The organism is Psychromonas saccharinae, assembly GCF_051201515.1.
Lineage (GTDB): Bacteria > Pseudomonadota > Gammaproteobacteria > Enterobacterales > Psychromonadaceae > Psychromonas.
This window is the reverse complement of the sequence record NZ_CP195153.1, coordinates 107,560-125,213: the sequence shown is the minus strand read 5'-3', so window position 1 is coordinate 125,213 and position 17,654 is coordinate 107,560. Positions and strand designations below refer to the sequence as shown.

Below are 17,654 nucleotides of genomic sequence, written 5' to 3'. Positions count from 1 at the left end.
ATTCGTAAAATACGCTTCGCAAGCTTATTTCTTAAGTTGACTTGGTCCAACCAATGTACTTAGACATTGTATGGTTAAGCCTCACGGGTAATTAGTACAAGTTAGCTCAATACGTTACCGTACTTACACACCTTGCCTATCAACGTTGTAGTCTTCAACGGCCCTTTAGGGAGATTAAATCTCCAGTGAGAACTCATCTTGAGGCTCGCTTCCCGCTTAGATGCTTTCAGCGGTTATCGATTCCGAACGTAGCTACTGGGCAATGCCATTGGCATGACAACCCAAACACCAGCGGTTCGTCCACTCCGGTCCTCTCGTACTAGGAGCAGCTCCTCTCAATTCTCAAACGCCCACGGCAGATAGGGACCGAACTGTCTCACGACGTTCTAAACCCAGCTCGCGTACCACTTTAAATGGCGAACAGCCATACCCTTGGGACCGACTTCAGCCCCAGGATGTGATGAGCCGACATCGAGGTGCCAAACACCGCCGTCGATATGAACTCTTGGGCGGTATCAGCCTGTTATCCCCGGAGTACCTTTTATCCGTTGAGCGATGGCCCTTCCATTCAGAACCACCGGATCACTATGACCTACTTTCGTACCTGCTCGACGTGTCTGTCTCGCAGTTAAGCTGGCTTATACCATTGTACTAACCTCACGATGTCCGACCGTGATTAGCCAACCTTCGTACTCCTCCGTTACTCTTTGGGAGGAGACCGCCCCAGTCAAACTACCCACCAAACAGTGTCCCAAACCCCGATTCAGGGGCCATGGTTAGAACTCAAAACATACAAGGGTGGTATTTCAAGGTTGGCTCCACGTCATCTGGCGACAACGTTTCAAAGCCTCCCACCTATCCTACACATGTAGGCTCTAAGTTCACTGCTAAGCTGTAGTAAAGGTTCACGGGGTCTTTCCGTCTAGCCGCGGGTACACTGCATCTTCACAGCGATTTCAACTTCACTGAGTCTCGGGTGGAGACAGCATGGCCATCATTACGCCATTCGTGCAGGTCGGAACTTACCCGACAAGGAATTTCGCTACCTTAGGACCGTTATAGTTACGGCCGCCGTTTACCGGGGCTTCGATCAAGAGCTTCGACCTAAGTCTAACCCCATCAATTAACCTTCCGGCACCGGGCAGGCGTCACACCGTATACGTCATCTTGCGATTTTGCACAGTGCTGTGTTTTTAATAAACAGTTGCAGCCATCTGGTATCTTCGGCCGACAGGGGCTTAGAGAGTAAATCTCATCACCTCCATCGGCGTACCTTCTCCCGAAGTTACGGTACCATTTTGCCTAGTTCCTTCACCCGAGTTCTCTCAAGCGCCTTGGTATTCTCTACCTGACCACCTGTGTCGGTTTGGGGTACGATCCTTATATTCCTGAAGCTTAGAGACTTTTCCTGGAAGTATGGCATCAATGACTTCATCACCGTAGTGACTCGACATCGTGTCTCAGCATATAGTGTTCCGGATTTACCTAAAACACCTGCCTACGCACTTGAACCTGGACAACCATCGCCAGGCCCACCTAGCCTTCTCCGTCCTCCCATCGCAAAATATAAGGGTACGGGAATATTAACCCGTTTCCCATCGACTACGCCTTTCGGCCTCGCCTTAGGGGTCGACTCACCCTGCCCCGATTAACGTTGGACAGGAACCCTTGGTCTTCCGGCGGGGAGGTTTTTCACCCCCCTTATCGTTACTCATGTCAACATTCGCACTTCTGATACCTCCAGGATGGTTTACACCTTTCCCTTCGACGGCTTACAGAACGCTCCTCTACCACGCATATAAATATGCGTCCGCAGCTTCGGTGATATGTTTAGCCCCGTTAAATCTTCCGCGCAGACCGACTCGACCAGTGAGCTATTACGCTTTCTTTAAAGGATGGCTGCTTCTAAGCCAACCTCCTGGCTGTCTGAGCCTTTCCACATCGTTTCCCACTTAACATATACTTTGGGACCTTAGCTGGCGGTCTGGGTTGTTTCCCTTTCCACGACGGACGTTAGCACCCGCCGTGTGTCTCCCGTGATTGCACTTGTTGGTATTCGGAGTTTGCATGGGGTTGGTAAGTCGGGATGACCCCCTAGCCCAAACAGTGCTCTACCCCCAACAGTGATACACGAGGCGCTACCTAAATAGCTTTCGAGGAGAACCAGCTATCTCTTGGTTTGATTGGCCTTTCACCCCCAGCCACAAGTCATCCCCTAATTTTTCAACATTAGTGGGTTCGGTCCTCCAGTTGATGTTACTCAACCTTCAACCTGCTCATGGCTAGATCACCAAGTTTCGGGTCTAATCCCAGCAACTAATCGCCCAGTTAAGACTCGGTTTCCCTACGGCTACCCTAGATGGTTAACCTTGCTACTGAAATTAAGTCGTTGACCCATTATACAAAAGGTACGCAGTCACGGAATAAATCCGCTCCTACTGCTTGTACGTACACGGTTTCAGGTTCTATTTCACTCCCCTCACAGGGGTTCTTTTCGCCTTTCCCTCACGGTACTGGTTCACTATCGGTCAATTAGGAGTATTTAGCCTTGGAGGATGGTCCCCCCATATTCAGTCAGAATTTCTCGTGCTCCGACCTACTCGATTTCACTTAGAAGAAGTTTTGGTGTACAGGACTATCACCTTGTACCGTTGCACTTTCCAGAGCATTCCACTAACTTTTAATAAGCTTAAGGGCTGACCCAATTTCGCTCGCCGCTACTTTCGGGATCTCGGTTGATTTCTTTTCCTAAGGGTACTTAGATGTTTCAGTTCCCCTCGTTCGCTTCGCTTAGCTATGTATTCACTAAGCGATGACACCGAAGTGCCGGGTTGCCCCATTCGGAGATTCCAGGATATAACGTTTGTTATCAACTCCCCTGGACTTATCGCAGATTACCACGTCCTTCATCGCCTCTAATTGCCTAGGCATCCACCGTGCACGCTTATTCACTTAACCATACAATATCTAAAGACATTGTATGTTGTTTCCAAGACGCTTGCGATTTCTCATATTTTACATATGAAAAACGCAAATGCGTTTTTCGTGCACCTAGAGTTAATCAAATTAACTCGTAGATACGTACGTTACTCAAAGTATCAATTTGAATAACATTTATTTTTGCTTGATTACAATTACTAAAACCTAAGTTTTAATAATTGAGAACAATTTCGTTTATATTTATCTATACATCACAATAAATTGTAATGTGGTTGATAAATAAGAACTTTATCAGCTTTCCTAATTGTTAAAGAGCAGTGTTAAAAAACACTTTATAAGCTTTTCTGCTTATAGAGTACTTTTCATTGGGTTTACAAAGAATATAAGAAAAGATTAAGTATCTTTTCGTATGGTAGTGGTATCCCCAAGGGGATTTGAACCCCTGTTACCGCCGTGAAAGGGCGGTGTCCTAGGCCTCTAGACGATGGGGACCCGGAACTTTTGCACTTTATCATTCTAATCAAACAATCTGTGTGGGCACTAATAGTCGTCTCGATACGTAAGGAGGTGATCCAGCCCCAGGTTCCCCTAGGGCTACCTTGTTACGACTTCACCCCAGTCATGAACCACACCGTGGTCATCGCCATCCCCGAAAGGTTAAGCTAATGACTTCTGGTGCAGCCCACTCCCATGGTGTGACGGGCGGTGTGTACAAGGCCCGGGAACGTATTCACCGTGGCATTCTGATCCACGATTACTAGCGATTCCAACTTCACGGAGTCGAGTTGCAGACTCCGATCCGGACTACGACAAACTTTATGAGATTCGCATACCCTCGCAGGTTAGCAACCCTTTGTATTTGCCATTGTAGCACGTGTGTAGCCCATCCCGTAAGGGCCATGATGACTTGACGTCGTCCCCACCTTCCTCCGGTTTATCACCGGCAGTCTCCCTAGAGTTCCCACCATTACGTGCTGGCAACTAAGGATAAGGGTTGCGCTCGTTGCGGGACTTAACCCAACATTTCACAACACGAGCTGACGACAGCCATGCAGCACCTGTCTCAGAGTTCCCGAAGGCACTCTACTATCTCTAACAGATTCTCTGGATGTCAAGGGATGGTAAGGTTCTTCGCGTTGCATCGAATTAAACCACATGCTCCACCGCTTGTGCGGGCCCCCGTCAATTCATTTGAGTTTTAACCTTGCGGCCGTACTCCCCAGGCGGTCTATTTAATGCGTTAGCTTTGAAACCCACGGCATATAGCCACAAACTTCTAATAGACATCGTTTACTGCGTGGACTACCGGGGTATCTAATCCCGTTTGCTCCCCACGCCTTCGCGTCTCAGTGTCAGTTACTGTCCAGGTGGCCGCCTTCGCCACTGGTATTCCTTCAGATCTCTACGCATTTCACCGCTACACCTGAAATTCTACCACCCTCTACAAAACTCTAGTTAACCAGTTTCAAATGCAGTTCCAGGGTTGAGCCCTGGGCTTTCACATCTGACTTAATTAACCACCTACACGCGCTTTACGCCCAGTAATTCCGATTAACGCTCGCACCCTCCGTATTACCGCGGCTGCTGGCACGGAGTTAGCCGGTGCTTCTTCTGCGAGTAACGTCACAGAATGCAGTTATTAACTACATCCCTTTCCTCCTCGCTGAAAGTGCTTTACAACCCGAAAGCCTTCTTCACACACGCGGCATGGCTGCATCAGGGTTTCCCCCATTGTGCAATATTCCCCACTGCTGCCTCCCGTAGGAGTCTGGACCGTGTCTCAGTTCCAGTGTGGCTGGTCATCCTCTAAGACCAGCTAGGGATCGTCGCCTTGGTAAGCCATTACCTTACCAACTAGCTAATCCCACTTGGGCTAATCAATAGGCGTAAGGCCCGAAGGTCCCCTACTTTGCTCCGAAGAGATTATGCGGTATTAGCAGTCGTTTCCAACTGTTGTCCCCCACCTATTGGCATATACCCAAGCATTACTCACCCGTCCGCCACTCGTCATCAACTAGCAAGCTAGTTATGTTACCGTTCGACTTGCATGTGTTAAGCCTGCCGCCAGCGTTCAATCTGAGCCATGATCAAACTCTTCAATTTAAAGTTTAATTTGCAGCTTTCGCTGCGACTCAATATTACTGACTAAAACTAGAAACTTACGTTTCTTGTTATTCTGAATTAATGAATTAATTCGTGTGTCACTGATATTGATTTTTGTCCCGAAGGACTATTTTGAAATCGACTATCAATGCGCACACAGATTGTTTGATTAAATTGTTAAAGAGCTAGCCTTTCGGCTAGGCGGCGTATATTACGCGCCTTTCGAACAATGTCAAGGTCTTATATTTAATGTTTTATAAAAGATACTAAATCTTTTAAAACATGAAAAAAGCCTATCGGCAAACTTAATTTCAAATCGAAATTTGAAGCGTTTGTGATGCTCTCAGTAACTGCTTTGACTTGCGTCGTTCCCGTTTCCGTGGATGCGCATTATAGAGATCCGAATCACATTGGCAAGCGTTTATTTACAATAATTTGAAATAAATAACCGAATGGTCAGTTAACAACCAAACAAGCGAATTATTGAGCGTTATTTCGCGCTTTTGCACTAATAATGTTGTTTGATTCTTTCTGAGGGAAGTATTTATGACTAAGCACTCGGGCAAATAAAAAACCAACTATCGCAGAGATAACTGCAACAATTATCATTTGCCCTTCACTTAAGGATGTAAATTCTTTGGTAAGCACAGCACCACCAATAAAAAATACTAGCGGTACAAGATATGCGATGATCGCACTGCTGATTAAATCACGATTTGTTATTTGTAGTTCAATTGCCTCATCAACATGCATCCATTCTTTAAATGGAACTTCAAAATGATGCGTTTTATCTGAATGGGACTTTGAAACTGTTCCTACACCACAGCTATTTTGATTATGACAACCCGAACAAGCTGATTTAGAGATACACTCAATAACCGCTATTTTTTCACCCTGTAACTCTTTTATTGAAATTATCTTTCCGGTTTCTTTAATCATTCATCGACCTTAGTAACAGACTCAATCAACCTCTTCGCTGTAGCGACAGGAATATCACCTACGACATTTAATTCAACATCACCTTTTTGATAGGTATAAAGCACAGTCGATCCTCGTTGAATTATTTTCTGCTTATTTTCTAACGAGATTTTTTTGGTTGATATATAAATGGATACGCTCACTATACCATCATTTAACATAAGATATGAAACTGGTTCATTCTCATACATAACCAACTTATGCTGATCGTCTTTAACAACATCAAAGCCCGTTGGTAACCAATTAACTTTCCATTTAGATGCATTCTGATGAGAAGGCTCGGGGAGATGAACCAGTTGAGGTAATTCCTGTTGAGTCAATTTTACTAACCAAGGATTGACGGAGTCGGTTATATGTAGAGAAACAACCATCACCTGATCTAAAATTAGATTTGATTTATTAAGCGTATCTAATCTGAGTGGTAGATAAGAATCGACATCCAGCCACACGATATAACTGTAACGATATTCATCTTTACTTACCATACGGACAGCAATTGCCTTTTTACCTGCAATCCGACCTTTACCTAAGATAATGTATTCGTAACTGTTTTTGCCATTAATAAAGTCAAAATTTGCAATATTTGCGAACACACTACGATCATGCGTCGACTCGAGGGAATAAGATTGCATCCCTTGCTCAAAATAACTTATTTTCCCATCAAATTGTAAAGATTCCCTCATTGACCCATTTAAATAGCGAAAGTAAGCAATTTCTTGTTTGTTTACCACGCCATGAATAAGTTGTTTCGGATCGACTTGGTTTTGCAGACTATTCAAATAGATAAGTTCATAGTTTAACTCTTTATAAGATTTCTGCATTCGCTGTAGATATTCAACAGCCGATAGGGTTGGTTGTTTTTTTTCAACATCGATTTTACTCGAATTTTCTGTTTCAACCGCAAATACAAGTTGACTACTAATAAAGTAAAATGTGGCTATTAGTATTGTACAGAACAGTCTGGGTTTCATTCATATACCTTAAGAACACATAACGCTTGCAACAGCCAATAAATTGAAAAATGATCAAATCACTCACTATAACTACCATAATACTCATTGATCATTTCGGTGCTATGACTATGGTTGCGTCTGTAATTGTAATTGATGATCTTTTAATAATGCTTCTAAACGTTCATTGCGTGCTTGAATTGCTTCTTTTGAAAGCGTTGGCGTCGCTTGAAGACTAACTGGTGCAGCCCCTCCACCAAATGGCACAGTATTAAGTACTTCTATACTTTGATTACCATTTTCAACACCCGATGGCGAAGTGACTAAACTTGTTACTACAACAACACCCGCAACCGATGCCGCAATTGCATATTGTCCAAAACGTCTGACAAACGAAACAACATTATTCTTCTTTTCTACTCTTTTATTGGGAATGAATGTTTCAACGTTATTCGTATTTTGAGTAGACGATTGCGCTGCAATTTTATCCATTACATTTTGGCTAATATCAAAAACTGGTTCATTAATCTCACCACGCATAGCATCACCGATCAGATGATAGCGAGAAAATTGCTCTTGCTGTTGTTCATTTATGATTAACTCATCTAATAACGCATCATTAATCATTTCATTATCGATAAAGGCTGATAATTGCTCATCATTTGATTTCATTGTCTTTTCCCACTAATTTTCTAACAAAGGTTTCAATTGTTTATCAATAGCATCTCGCGCTCTAAAAATACGTGAGCGTACTGTACCAATCGGACAACCTTCTATGCTTGCAATCTCTTCATAACTCATGCCTTCGAGTTCTCTTAACGTTATTGCTGACTTTAACTCAGCCGGTAACTGCTCGATAGCTTTGTGGATAACATTCTGAATATCATAAGAATGCAATACAGCTTCGGGATTATCAGTTTCTTTTAACGCATCACTACCATCATAACTATCAGCTTCCGAGGCATCGATATCCGACGACGGAGGCCGACGACTCTGGCTGGTTAAATAGTTCTTTGCCGTATTAACCGCAATGCGATATAACCAAGTATAAAATGCACTATCTCCTCGAAAAGAAGATAATGAATTATACACCTTTATAAACACTTCCTGAGTAATGTCAGCGATATCACCACTATTACGCACATACCGTGTCAATATATTTGCGACTCTGTTTTGGTATTTTCTTACCAATAATGTAAAAGCTTGTTGCTCCCCATTCTGAATACGCTTCACTAATTGAAAATCTAAATCACGCTCACTCATTGAGCTTGTCTACCTATAATTATGGTGAGCCTTAATTGGCATTCACAGTTATGACTTTGAATAAAAAAGAAAGTTCCCAAAAACGACAAAAGAAATTATTTTTAGGATGTATTTCACACTTCCTCTCTGCGCTGTTGGGTATATAATAAATCCCCAATAAAATAAATACATTAAATAACAGAGCATATAGTGCCATGACAAAAAGTAAATCATTAACTGAAGATCACCATACCTGTGATGTCCTTATCATTGGTGCAGGTGCAGCCGGGCTTTCACTTGCTTTAAAACTTGCTCCTCATGCAAAAGTCAATGTTTTAAGCAAGGGTAAATTATCTGAAGGTTCTACGTTTTATGCGCAAGGTGGTGTTGCTGCTGTTTTTTCTGATACCGACAGCATAGAGTCACATGTAAAGGACACCCTAGTTGCAGGCGCGGGTTTATGTGATGAAGAAGCCGTTCGTTTTACGGTCAGTAATGCAAAAGAAAGTATGGAGTGGTTAATCGATACTGGTGTTGATTTTGATACTGAAACCTGTGAAAACGGCCAAGAACATTATCATTTAACGCGCGAAGGTGGACATTCTCATCGCCGAATTTTACATGCGGCAGATGCCACCGGTAAAGAAATTGAAATAAGTTTACTTAAAGCGGTCAAAAAACATAAAAATATAACATTGATGGAAGAATATAACGCAGTCGATTTAATCACGACGCGCAAATTAAACTTACCTTCCAACCGCATCTTAGGTGCCTATGTCTGGAGTCGAAAATCAGAACGAGTCGAAACCATCAAGGCTCATTTTGTAACGCTTGCGACTGGCGGAGCAAGTAAAGTTTACCAATACACCAGCAACCCAGACATATCCAGTGGAGACGGTGTCGCTTTAGCATGGCGTAGCGGTTGCCGTATTGCTAATATGGAATTCAATCAATTTCATCCAACTTGTTTATATCACCCCGACGCACGTGCATTTCTGCTAACAGAAGCATTACGCGGAGAAGGTGCTTATTTATTACGCCCTGATGGAACACGTTTTATGCCCGACTTTGATGAACGTGGTGAGCTTGCCCCGCGTGACATTGTCGCACGTGCCATTGACTATGAGATGAAACGACTCGGGGTGGACTGCATGTATCTCGATATCAGTCATAAACCGCAGGAATTTATTACTAAACATTTCCCGACTATTTATAAACGCTGCCTATCATTAGGCATTGATATGGCGAAGCAACCAATTCCAATCGTACCAGCAGCTCATTATAGTTGTGGTGGCGTGATGATTGATAGCAATGGTAAAACCGATATCGATGGTTTATACGCGATAGGCGAAGTCTCTTATACCGGATTACATGGTGCGAATCGCATGGCATCAAATTCATTATTAGAATGTATTGTTTATGCTCACTCTTGTGCAAAACATATCATTAACCAACTCCCCTTCTACAAAGATCAAAAATTCACGAAGATTCCCGAATGGGATGACAGCCAAGTAGAAGATTCTGATGAAGTTGTCGTCATTCAACATAACTGGCATGAATTACGTTTATTTATGTGGGATTATGTTGGCATTGTACGAACAAACAAACGCCTAGCTAGAGCATTAAGCCGTGTTCAACTATTACAAAAAGAGATTGATGAATATTACAGTAACTTCAAAGTAAGCAATAACTTACTTGAATTAAGAAATTTAGTCCAAGTTGCTGAAATTATCATAAGAAGTGCAATGGATCGTAAAGAAAGCCGTGGACTGCATTATAACCTTGATTATCCAGAACAACTTGAAAACCCGCAGCCGACTATTTTAAGTCCGAAATATTAAATACTAATAGCTAATCTCGTCCGAAATTAATCATTCGGGCGAGAAATCTATATTCAAACTCACGTACTGCATCTCGATAAATCACAATAAAAAATGACTTACCGTTGGTTACCTGCATAAAATCATCTTTATTAGGCTCTATATTTAAAGAAATAAACAGACCATTATAATAAGAAGCACGACTAATCAGTCCGCTTTTTACTTCTCCATTTATTTCGACCTCAACATAACCCGCATCGTTCACCTTTAATAAGCTAGTTTGCAGATACGCTTTCTTAGCACCGTAAAATGCAATCCCACATAAAAGAATAAACAAGGGAAAGGTCAACCAAGTAATACCCGTAAACAATAATAAAATTAAAATAGCGAGACTATACAGTCCGATAACAACGATACCTGCATAAATCGAAGGTTTAACGTCGAAGCTATGTGTTAACGTTGTCGCGGATAGCATTAATCATTTTCGCTAATTCAGGATCGTGACACTCTTTATGCCCCATAAACCAATTAAAAAGTAACGGATCTTCACACTCAAGTAATCGTTCAAACGTATTTTTATCAAGTTCAGACAAAGTGTCATATACATTTGTCACAAAGGGCATAAATAACGTATCTAACTCTAGCATTCCTCGGCGACAAGCCCACAGTAGACGAGATTTATTAACCGTATCACTCATTTTTTCATTCCTTAATAAAATAGTTATTATTTATCTAGCTTAAGCCTAGAACCCCTTATAACATAATGATTCTGTCGAACTAAACAACGACAAACTCCAAAATGTGAGCAAATACATCTTTCCTTTCGTCATTTCCTGAAATTAGTTTATGTAGAATAACAACGTCTTACATTTTTTATTAACCCAATATTCAATCAATTTAAGTATATCATTTAGTAATTAACTGATTAATAATGACGAGCTAACATTAATACTGTTCAACTTTTACTTAGTCCGATAAAGAGGCCAACATGCTTACACTTAATCAACTTAACAATCTCAGTGAATTACCTGATTTAGCTTTATGTAAGCTCGATAACTGGGATTTAATCAGTGTGGCTGGTGAAGATCGTGTGAAATTTTTACAAAGCCAATTAACCTGTGACGTGACAACATTAAAACCCGGTCAGCAAACACTTGCTGCACAATGCACACCTCAAGGAAAAGCTTGGAGTATTTTTCGTTTAATCGTACTTGAAGATAAAATATTATTACTTCAACCTAGCTCAGTGACCGAAGTACAACTGCCCGAATTACAAAAATATGCCGTATTTTCTAAGGTTGAAATAAAGAAAGAAACTGAATATCAAGCGCTTGGCTTAACAGGAATTGAATCAGATCAATATATAGAACAAAAATTCAATACTACGGCTATGGCCGGTCCTGCAAGCTTAATTGAAGACGGCATCGTTATTAAGCATCCTTATCCTTCATTACGTTATTTGATCATATTAAAAACGCAACAAGCAGAGAGTTTTATCCAGAATTTAACCGATAAAGTAAAACTCTTTGACGATAGTCTATGGAATGCACTTAATATTGAAGCGGGTATTACTTTTATCGAAAAACAAACGGCAGCACTATTTGTTCCTCAAATGGTTAATTTACAAGCCCTTAATGGAATAAGCTTTAAAAAAGGCTGTTATCTCGGACAGGAAACAATTGCTAGAACAAAATCTCGGGGGATCAATAAACGCGCTTTATTTTTGCTTTCTGGCAACGCCACCGCAACACCTCAAGTTGGTGATAATATTCAAATCCAATTAAATGGAAACTGGAAGCGAGTCGGCACCATTGTTTCTTCATGCCAATATGCAGGAAGTCATATCCAAGTGCTTGCTGTTTTACCTAAAGATAGCCATAGTGAAAATATATACCAAATACAAGATATTAACGATTCTAGACTCACTATTTTGCCCTTACCTTACTCATTAGAAGAATAATAAAATCAGATAGTTATATTTTTAGCATTTAATTTTTAAATAATGAATAATCAGGGGATAAATCGGTATATTCCCCTGTCTAGTGAAAGAATGCTATACTGATTCCACTTTTATATTTATAGCCGTTATTATTTTACCGCGTTTTACGTAAGTAGGTTTAGGATTGAACCAAGAAATCAAAAGACTATGCATTAAGGCAGAGCAATTTACCCGCTTACGGATTCAGTCTGCACAAATTTTGATGAATGAAAACGAAGTGAATGTATTTCAAGCATTTCCACTGTTATTCCACTTCAATCATCCGACCTTACCTGGCTATATTGATGGCAATGTTCCCCTTGGTATTCAGAAATATCAAATCACAGAAAAACATGAACAACTATTTAACGACTTCTTTCATGTAAAACAACCAGCCCCTAATAATCAACCTCCCGATTTACTTGGTTTACATGCAATGGGCAGCACATCTTCCGTTGGTCAAAGTAGCGAAAGCGATTTCGATATTTGGATTTGTTACCCACATCAGCTAGAAAAAGATCGCGTCGAACTATTAGATAAAAAAGCACAACTTATTACTCTTTGGGCTGAAGAGCTTGATGTAGAACTTAATTTCTTTCTTATCCCTGACAATAAATTCCGCGTTGGTAATAATTCGGGCATGACTAAAGATGCATGTGGTTCTGCACAACATATGTTATTACTTGATGAGTTTTACCGGACTTCACTACATATTGCGGGGAAAAAAATATTATGGCGACAAATTCCCTATCAATTCGAGTCTAATTATGATGAATATGTGCAAAGCCTGTATGATAAAGGTGTATTAGATCCCGATGATTGGTTAGATTTAGGCGGATTCCACTGTATCCCCGCAGAAGAATATTTTGGTGCAACACTATGGCAACTTTATAAAGGGATAGACAATCCGTACAAAGCCGTATTAAAAACCATTTTAATGGAAGCTTATTCTTGGGAATACCCTAATACTGAATTAATTGCCGTCGCTTATAAAAAAAGCTTTCAAGAACAAAATTATTATAACGAAAACCTCGACCCCTACTGTTTGATGCTTGATAAAGTAACCAATTACTTAACCACCATCAATGATCATAAACGCTTAGAAGTGGTTCGTGCGTGTTTCTACTTAAAAACAGAACAAAACCTATCTCATCCCTGCTCTAATGAAAATACCGCTTGGCGACATATGATTTTAAGTAAATTTGTCAAAAAGTGGAATTGGAGTGAACAACAAATTTTAGATTTAGACAATCGTCGGCACTGGAAAGTCAATGAAGTCACACGTGCTAAAGATGTATTACTCGATACATTAATGAGCAGTTATCGTAAATTATTAAGTTTTGCACGTGACAATAATATTACTGAATCAATTAATGCCGAAGACATTGGTATATTATCGCGTAAGCTTTATGCCGCACACGATACGTTACCCGGTAAAGTAGATCTAATTAATCCGAATATATCTCCCGACCTTTCAGAACCCGATTTAAGTTTTATTCAAGTCCCAGAAAACAGGACGAATAAAGCGGGTTGGTATTTATATAATTGCTCACTTGATCCCTATTCATTGATTAGTAAGCCAATATTAATGTACTCAAAATACATATCTAAATTGATCGCTTGGTGCCATATCAATGGGTTATATAAAGACCAAACAAAATTGCATTTATTTAACCAAGGCTCAGCGTTAGTTGATCCTAAATTGAATCAATTTATGCAAGACCTCCACGAAGTGTTTCCAATAGAGTTCCCAAAAGCGAGTAATCAAGCACTAACACAACCCTGTGAAATCAAACATCTCACCATTTTTATTAATGTTGAGAACGATCCAACAAGGCATTGGCAAAATACAGCAGAAAGTGACACCAATGCGATCGGTGATATTTTTTCCTATGGCGAGCATAAGGAATGCCTCATTGGTAGTATCGACTTGATTTACAGAAACTCATGGAATGAAATACGGACACTTAATTTCAGTAATGAATATGCCGTTGTCGATGCGTTGACAACAATTTTAGGCAAGATGCATCAGGATGCGCGACCACCTGAAAATATCGATATATTCAGCTACAGTAATGGCTTTAGCGAACAGATAAAACAAGCATTTGGTGAGGTGCTCAATAAATACATACAATTACGTTTAGACTCTTTTTCTCAAAGGGCCATTCAAACGATTTGGACTGGCGGAAAGAAATTTGGGTTCTACTTTGAGCGAACAGGTGTTTCATTACAGCACCTTGAAAATACAGTTGATATCTATAGTCATATTTCGAATCTAAAACTATCAACGAGTGTCATTAACTTAAAAAACACACATTATTTGCAGACAGCAGAAATAATCAAATCACATATTAGTGAAGGCTTAATACAATTCTTTTTTGAAAATCATCCTGAAGGTTTTAATGTTTATATTGCAAATGCAGATAATGAAGTTGAAACCTTCCAAAATTTCTCAGGCAGTAAAGATGATTTAGTGCAAAATGTTAATCGCTTTTATGCGTCCACAAATAGCGCCCCCAATAGTACAGACGCGCAAATCAATTTCAATCTACCGCAATTTTACGAAATTCAGTCAATTACTAATGATCAAGTCGCTTTATTTCCCTTCAAAAGCAATCCCAAAATTTAAGACCAAAAAGAACTGTCTTGTTAGCACTCACTATCTGGTCGTAGCCCTAAAGAATGACAAATTGCATAACTTAAATCACTACGATTTAGCGTATAAAAATGAAAATCTTTAACCCCTTCCTGACTTAATACTTTAACCATATCCATCGCAATCGTCGCACCAATTAAATTGCGAGTCATCGGATCATTATCCGTACCATGATAGAGTTTATGCATCCAATCAGGCACATTAACATTAGTCAGTCCTGCGAATTTAACCAATGTTTTATAGTTAGAAACGGGCAGTATACCGGGCACTAATTCACCATCGATACCTTGTTTTACACATTTATCTCGAAAACGTAAGAATGTTTCTGCATCAAAAAAGAATTGTGTAATCGCACGATTTGCACCCGCATCAAATTTATTTTTTAAAACATCCAAATCGAACTGTTGATCTCTGGCTTCTGGGTGTTTTTCCGGATAAGCAGCCACGGAGATATCAAAATCACCTTCTTCCTTTAATAATGACACCAAATCAGCTGCATACATATGGGGTTTAACGCTATCGTTAGGAATATCACCGCGTAAAGCCACAATACTACGAATATCGTTATTCCAATAATCCCGTGCAATTTGACGCAATTCATCTTTATCAGCATCAATACAGGTCAAATGTGGCGCAGCAATCATGCCGGTTTTATTTTTAATATCCTTAATAATTTGATGAGTGCGATCACGCGTTCCAGAGTTTGCGCCATAGGTAACCGAGACAAACTTTGGCTTTAACGTTTTCAATCGTTCAATCGATCCCCATAAAGTTTGTTCCATCGTTTCCGTCGCAGGGGGGAAGAATTCAAAAGAAACACCTACATTCTGCGTAATATCAGCAACATGCTGATTTAATTTTTCTAAATATTGCGCAGAAAAATAACTATCAACTTTTTCTATAACACTCATACTTCTTCCCTTTTAGCCATCTAAACGTCTTTAATTACGATTAATTTAAATTAATATGAATATTTGTCAACATATTTTAATTAAGATGAAAATAACTAACCATGATTATGAATTTACTACACAATAAAATTAATCAGACTTCCAGACATCCCGATGTGTAGATTGCTAACCTATACAACTCAGGTTAAAATATCCGTTCAAAAAATAAGGGGTAAAAATATGTCTAAAGAGTGGAATGGTGAATATATCAGCCCTTATGCTGAGCATGGAAAGAAAAGTGAACAGGTTAAAAAAGTAACGGTTTCAATTCCGACTAAAGTATTGAAAATATTAACCGATGAACGTACGCGTCGCCAAGTTAAAAACCTACGCCATGCAACCAATAGTGAACTATTATGTGAAGCTTTTTTACATGCTTATACAGGCCAGCCTCTTCCTGAAGATGAAGATCTTGACAAGAATGGCCCCGAAAAATTAATGTAATTCACCCCAAATAAAAAAGCCCTAGTGTGTAACGCACTAGGGCTTTTTTGATGCAATTAAATAATTAATTACTTATCCATATGCACATCCATTTGTGGGAATGGGATCTCAATACCCGCTTCATCAAGCGCATTTTTAATCGCTTCCATCAACTCAAAACGTACGGGCCAGTAATCTGTTCCGTTTACCCAAGGACGCACCACTAAGTTAACACTTGAATCGCCAAGTTCTGCAACTGCAACTTGTGGCTCTGGCGTTGCTAATACCTTGCTATTCGCTTTAACAACGTTTTCTAAAACCTGTCTTGTTTTCGCCAAATCAGCGGCATAACTAACGCCAATTAATAAATCAATCCGACGTGTTGGCATGCGTGAATAGTTGATAATATTACCATCTAAAACCGATGAATTTGGAACAACGACAACTTTATTGTCAGGTGTTGTTAACGTTGTTGCGAAGATTTGTACCGAAGTAACACTTCCGGCTGTGCCAGCTGCTTCAATATATTCACCCGCTTTAAAAGGACGTAATACGATAATTAACACACCTGAAGCAAAGTTCGATAGTGAACCTTGTAACGCTAAACCAACGGCTAAACCTGCTGCACCAAGTAATGCGATAAACGATGTTGTTTGTACGCCAATTCGTCCAAGTGCTGCAATCACAACGAAGGCAATAATGACATAACGTACCATATGAGAAACGAAATCAACGATAGTTGGATCTAACTTACGCTTACTCATCATTTTATGGAAACCTGAAGAGATTAAACGCGCAACAAACAAACCAACAATCAGGGTTAATATCGCCGCCCCAATATTAATTGCATACTCAAGTAATAATGCCTGATTATCGAGTACCCATTTTAAACTATTGCTCACAGCATCAACGCTATTACCTAGTTGATCGCTAACAACATTAACTGCATTTTCCGGTGAATCTGAAATATTATCGGCCATGATTAAACTCCTTTATTAAGCTCATTATAAAAAAATGCCCATTGCGCCTTAAAGTTATCCGTTGGTTTCTGTTGGAATTGGCTACGTACAAATTGACTCATACGTCCCTCAGCAAAGGCAAGCAGAAGATTCGCAAGCACCGCTTCGTCATAACTAAACTTCTCGCCACCGAGCATGGGACGCTCTCTTAAAATCTGTTTAATTTGAGATTCTAACTTTGAAAAAAGATGACTAATGCGCGTTTGTAAACGTTCATTTTCACCCAATAAGGCATCGCCCATTAAAATACGTGTTAAACCAGGATTTTGTTCAGCAAAACCAAGTAAAAAATATAAGAGATGCTCTATTCGAGGTAATGTTTGTTTCTGCTGCTCTTTAATAAGGTTGATTTGAGTAAAAATAGCAGACTCAATAAAATCAATTAACCCTTCAAACATACGCGCCTTACTCGGAAAGTGGCGGTATAATGCAGCCTCAGAAACACCAACCTGAGCCGCTAAACTTGCAGTGGTGATACGTTGCCCTGGCTTCCCCTCAAGCATTATCGCTAATGCCCGTAAAATATCATCCTTGCGGTTTACTTTCTTTTTAACCGTTTTTGTAACCATAATTAACTATTCCTTTGTTAATAAAA

13 protein-coding genes, 1 tRNA gene and 2 rRNA genes are annotated in these 17,654 nt (G+C 40.1%); 4 read left to right on the top strand and 12 right to left on the bottom strand.

Going from position 1 to position 17,654, the window contains the following annotated elements:
- Positions 1-70: 70 nt before the first annotated feature.
- From ACR30L_RS00575 to rpoE, 7 genes are all read right to left on the bottom strand, one after another.
- Positions 71-2,958: ribosomal RNA gene (locus ACR30L_RS00575) — 23S ribosomal RNA — on the bottom strand.
- A 398-nt stretch (positions 2,959-3,356) separates the two neighbouring features.
- Positions 3,357-3,432 (bottom strand) — tRNA-Glu (locus ACR30L_RS00570).
- A 68-nt stretch (positions 3,433-3,500) separates the two neighbouring features.
- A 16S ribosomal RNA gene (locus ACR30L_RS00565) occupies positions 3,501-5,043 on the bottom strand.
- Together the 16S and 23S rRNA genes with 1 tRNA gene alongside form the textbook arrangement of a ribosomal RNA operon.
- A gap of 480 nt (positions 5,044-5,523) precedes the next feature.
- The gene (locus ACR30L_RS00560; protein ID WP_435236116.1) at positions 5,524-5,982 is read right to left on the bottom strand and encodes a SoxR reducing system RseC family protein; all 459 of its coding nucleotides are present in this window, start codon (positions 5,980-5,982) and stop codon (positions 5,524-5,526) included.
- Positions 5,979-6,992, bottom strand: coding sequence for a MucB/RseB C-terminal domain-containing protein (locus tag ACR30L_RS00555; protein ID WP_435236115.1), 1,014 nt, complete (start codon positions 6,990-6,992; stop codon positions 5,979-5,981). Before ACR30L_RS00555 ends, ACR30L_RS00560 begins: the two co-directional genes overlap by 4 nt.
- 108 nt (positions 6,993-7,100) lie before the next feature.
- Positions 7,101-7,643: a sigma-E factor negative regulatory protein gene (locus ACR30L_RS00550; protein ID WP_435236114.1), complete on the bottom strand. Its 543-nt coding sequence runs from the start codon at positions 7,641-7,643 to the stop codon at positions 7,101-7,103.
- Positions 7,644-7,655: 12 nt separating this feature from the next.
- Complete coding sequence (gene rpoE, locus ACR30L_RS00545; RefSeq protein WP_435236113.1) at positions 7,656-8,234, bottom strand: RNA polymerase sigma factor RpoE; 579 nt, start codon at positions 8,232-8,234, stop codon at positions 7,656-7,658.
- Between the two features lie 194 nt (positions 8,235-8,428).
- On the opposite strand from rpoE, the gene nadB reads away from it, so the two are divergent.
- Positions 8,429-10,054, top strand: a complete 1,626-nt coding sequence (gene nadB, locus ACR30L_RS00540) for an L-aspartate oxidase (protein ID WP_435236112.1) — start codon at positions 8,429-8,431, stop codon at positions 10,052-10,054.
- A 10-nt stretch (positions 10,055-10,064) separates the two neighbouring features.
- On the opposite strand, the gene ACR30L_RS00535 is transcribed toward nadB, so the two are convergent.
- A complete protein-coding gene (locus ACR30L_RS00535; protein ID WP_435236111.1) occupies positions 10,065-10,508 on the bottom strand; it encodes a hypothetical protein in 444 nt (147 codons plus the stop codon).
- The gene (locus ACR30L_RS00530) at positions 10,480-10,731 is read right to left on the bottom strand and encodes a succinate dehydrogenase assembly factor 2 (RefSeq protein ID WP_435236110.1); all 252 of its coding nucleotides are present in this window, start codon (positions 10,729-10,731) and stop codon (positions 10,480-10,482) included. Before ACR30L_RS00530 ends, ACR30L_RS00535 begins: the two co-directional genes overlap by 29 nt.
- 290 nt (positions 10,732-11,021) lie before the next feature.
- Here ACR30L_RS00530 and ygfZ point away from each other — a divergent pair, with 290 nt between their 5' ends.
- Positions 11,022-11,993: a tRNA-modifying protein YgfZ gene (gene ygfZ / locus ACR30L_RS00525; RefSeq protein ID WP_435236109.1), complete on the top strand. Its 972-nt coding sequence runs from the start codon at positions 11,022-11,024 to the stop codon at positions 11,991-11,993.
- 163 nt (positions 11,994-12,156) lie between these two features.
- The gene (locus tag ACR30L_RS00520; protein WP_435236108.1) at positions 12,157-14,640 is read left to right on the top strand and encodes a class I adenylate cyclase; all 2,484 of its coding nucleotides are present in this window, start codon (positions 12,157-12,159) and stop codon (positions 14,638-14,640) included.
- 20 nt (positions 14,641-14,660) lie between these two features.
- Here the strand turns inward: ACR30L_RS00520 and metF are convergent, their stop codons facing one another.
- A complete protein-coding gene (gene metF, locus ACR30L_RS00515) occupies positions 14,661-15,578 on the bottom strand; it encodes a methylenetetrahydrofolate reductase (RefSeq protein ID WP_435236107.1) in 918 nt (305 codons plus the stop codon).
- A 219-nt stretch (positions 15,579-15,797) separates the two neighbouring features.
- Here metF and metJ point away from each other — a divergent pair, with 219 nt between their 5' ends.
- Positions 15,798-16,061 (top strand): met regulon transcriptional regulator MetJ, encoded by a 264-nt coding sequence (metJ, locus tag ACR30L_RS00510; protein ID WP_435236106.1) that lies wholly within the window; start codon positions 15,798-15,800, stop codon positions 16,059-16,061.
- 68 nt (positions 16,062-16,129) lie between these two features.
- Here metJ and mscS read toward each other — a convergent pair whose 3' ends face one another.
- Complete coding sequence (gene mscS / locus ACR30L_RS00505) at positions 16,130-17,020, bottom strand: small-conductance mechanosensitive channel MscS (protein WP_435236105.1); 891 nt, start codon at positions 17,018-17,020, stop codon at positions 16,130-16,132.
- 2 nt (positions 17,021-17,022) lie between these two features.
- Complete coding sequence (slmA, locus tag ACR30L_RS00500; protein ID WP_435236104.1) at positions 17,023-17,628, bottom strand: nucleoid occlusion factor SlmA; 606 nt, start codon at positions 17,626-17,628, stop codon at positions 17,023-17,025.
- Between the last annotated feature and the right edge of the window lie 26 nt (positions 17,629-17,654).

Bases quoted from the DNA above. Each gene is read 5' to 3' on its own strand.
- metJ (WP_435236106.1), top strand. From the start codon at position 15,798: ATGTCTAAAGAGTGGAATGGTGAATATATCAGCCCTTATGCTGAGCAT.
- ACR30L_RS00535 (WP_435236111.1), bottom strand. From the start codon at position 10,508: ATGCTATCCGCGACAACGTTAACACATAGCTTCGACGTTAAACCTTCG.
- nadB (WP_435236112.1), top strand. From the start codon at position 8,429: ATGACAAAAAGTAAATCATTAACTGAAGATCACCATACCTGTGATGTC.
- ACR30L_RS00555 (WP_435236115.1), bottom strand. From the start codon at position 6,992: ATGAAACCCAGACTGTTCTGTACAATACTAATAGCCACATTTTACTTT.
- ACR30L_RS00550 (WP_435236114.1), bottom strand. From the start codon at position 7,643: ATGAAATCAAATGATGAGCAATTATCAGCCTTTATCGATAATGAAATG.
- ACR30L_RS00560 (WP_435236116.1), bottom strand. From the start codon at position 5,982: ATGATTAAAGAAACCGGAAAGATAATTTCAATAAAAGAGTTACAGGGT.
- ACR30L_RS00530 (WP_435236110.1), bottom strand. From the start codon at position 10,731: ATGAGTGATACGGTTAATAAATCTCGTCTACTGTGGGCTTGTCGCCGA.
- ygfZ (WP_435236109.1), top strand. From the start codon at position 11,022: ATGCTTACACTTAATCAACTTAACAATCTCAGTGAATTACCTGATTTA.
- metF (WP_435236107.1), bottom strand. From the start codon at position 15,578: ATGAGTGTTATAGAAAAAGTTGATAGTTATTTTTCTGCGCAATATTTA.
- rpoE (WP_435236113.1), bottom strand. From the start codon at position 8,234: ATGAGTGAGCGTGATTTAGATTTTCAATTAGTGAAGCGTATTCAGAAT.
- slmA (WP_435236104.1), bottom strand. From the start codon at position 17,628: ATGGTTACAAAAACGGTTAAAAAGAAAGTAAACCGCAAGGATGATATT.
- mscS (WP_435236105.1), bottom strand. From the start codon at position 17,020: ATGGCCGATAATATTTCAGATTCACCGGAAAATGCAGTTAATGTTGTT.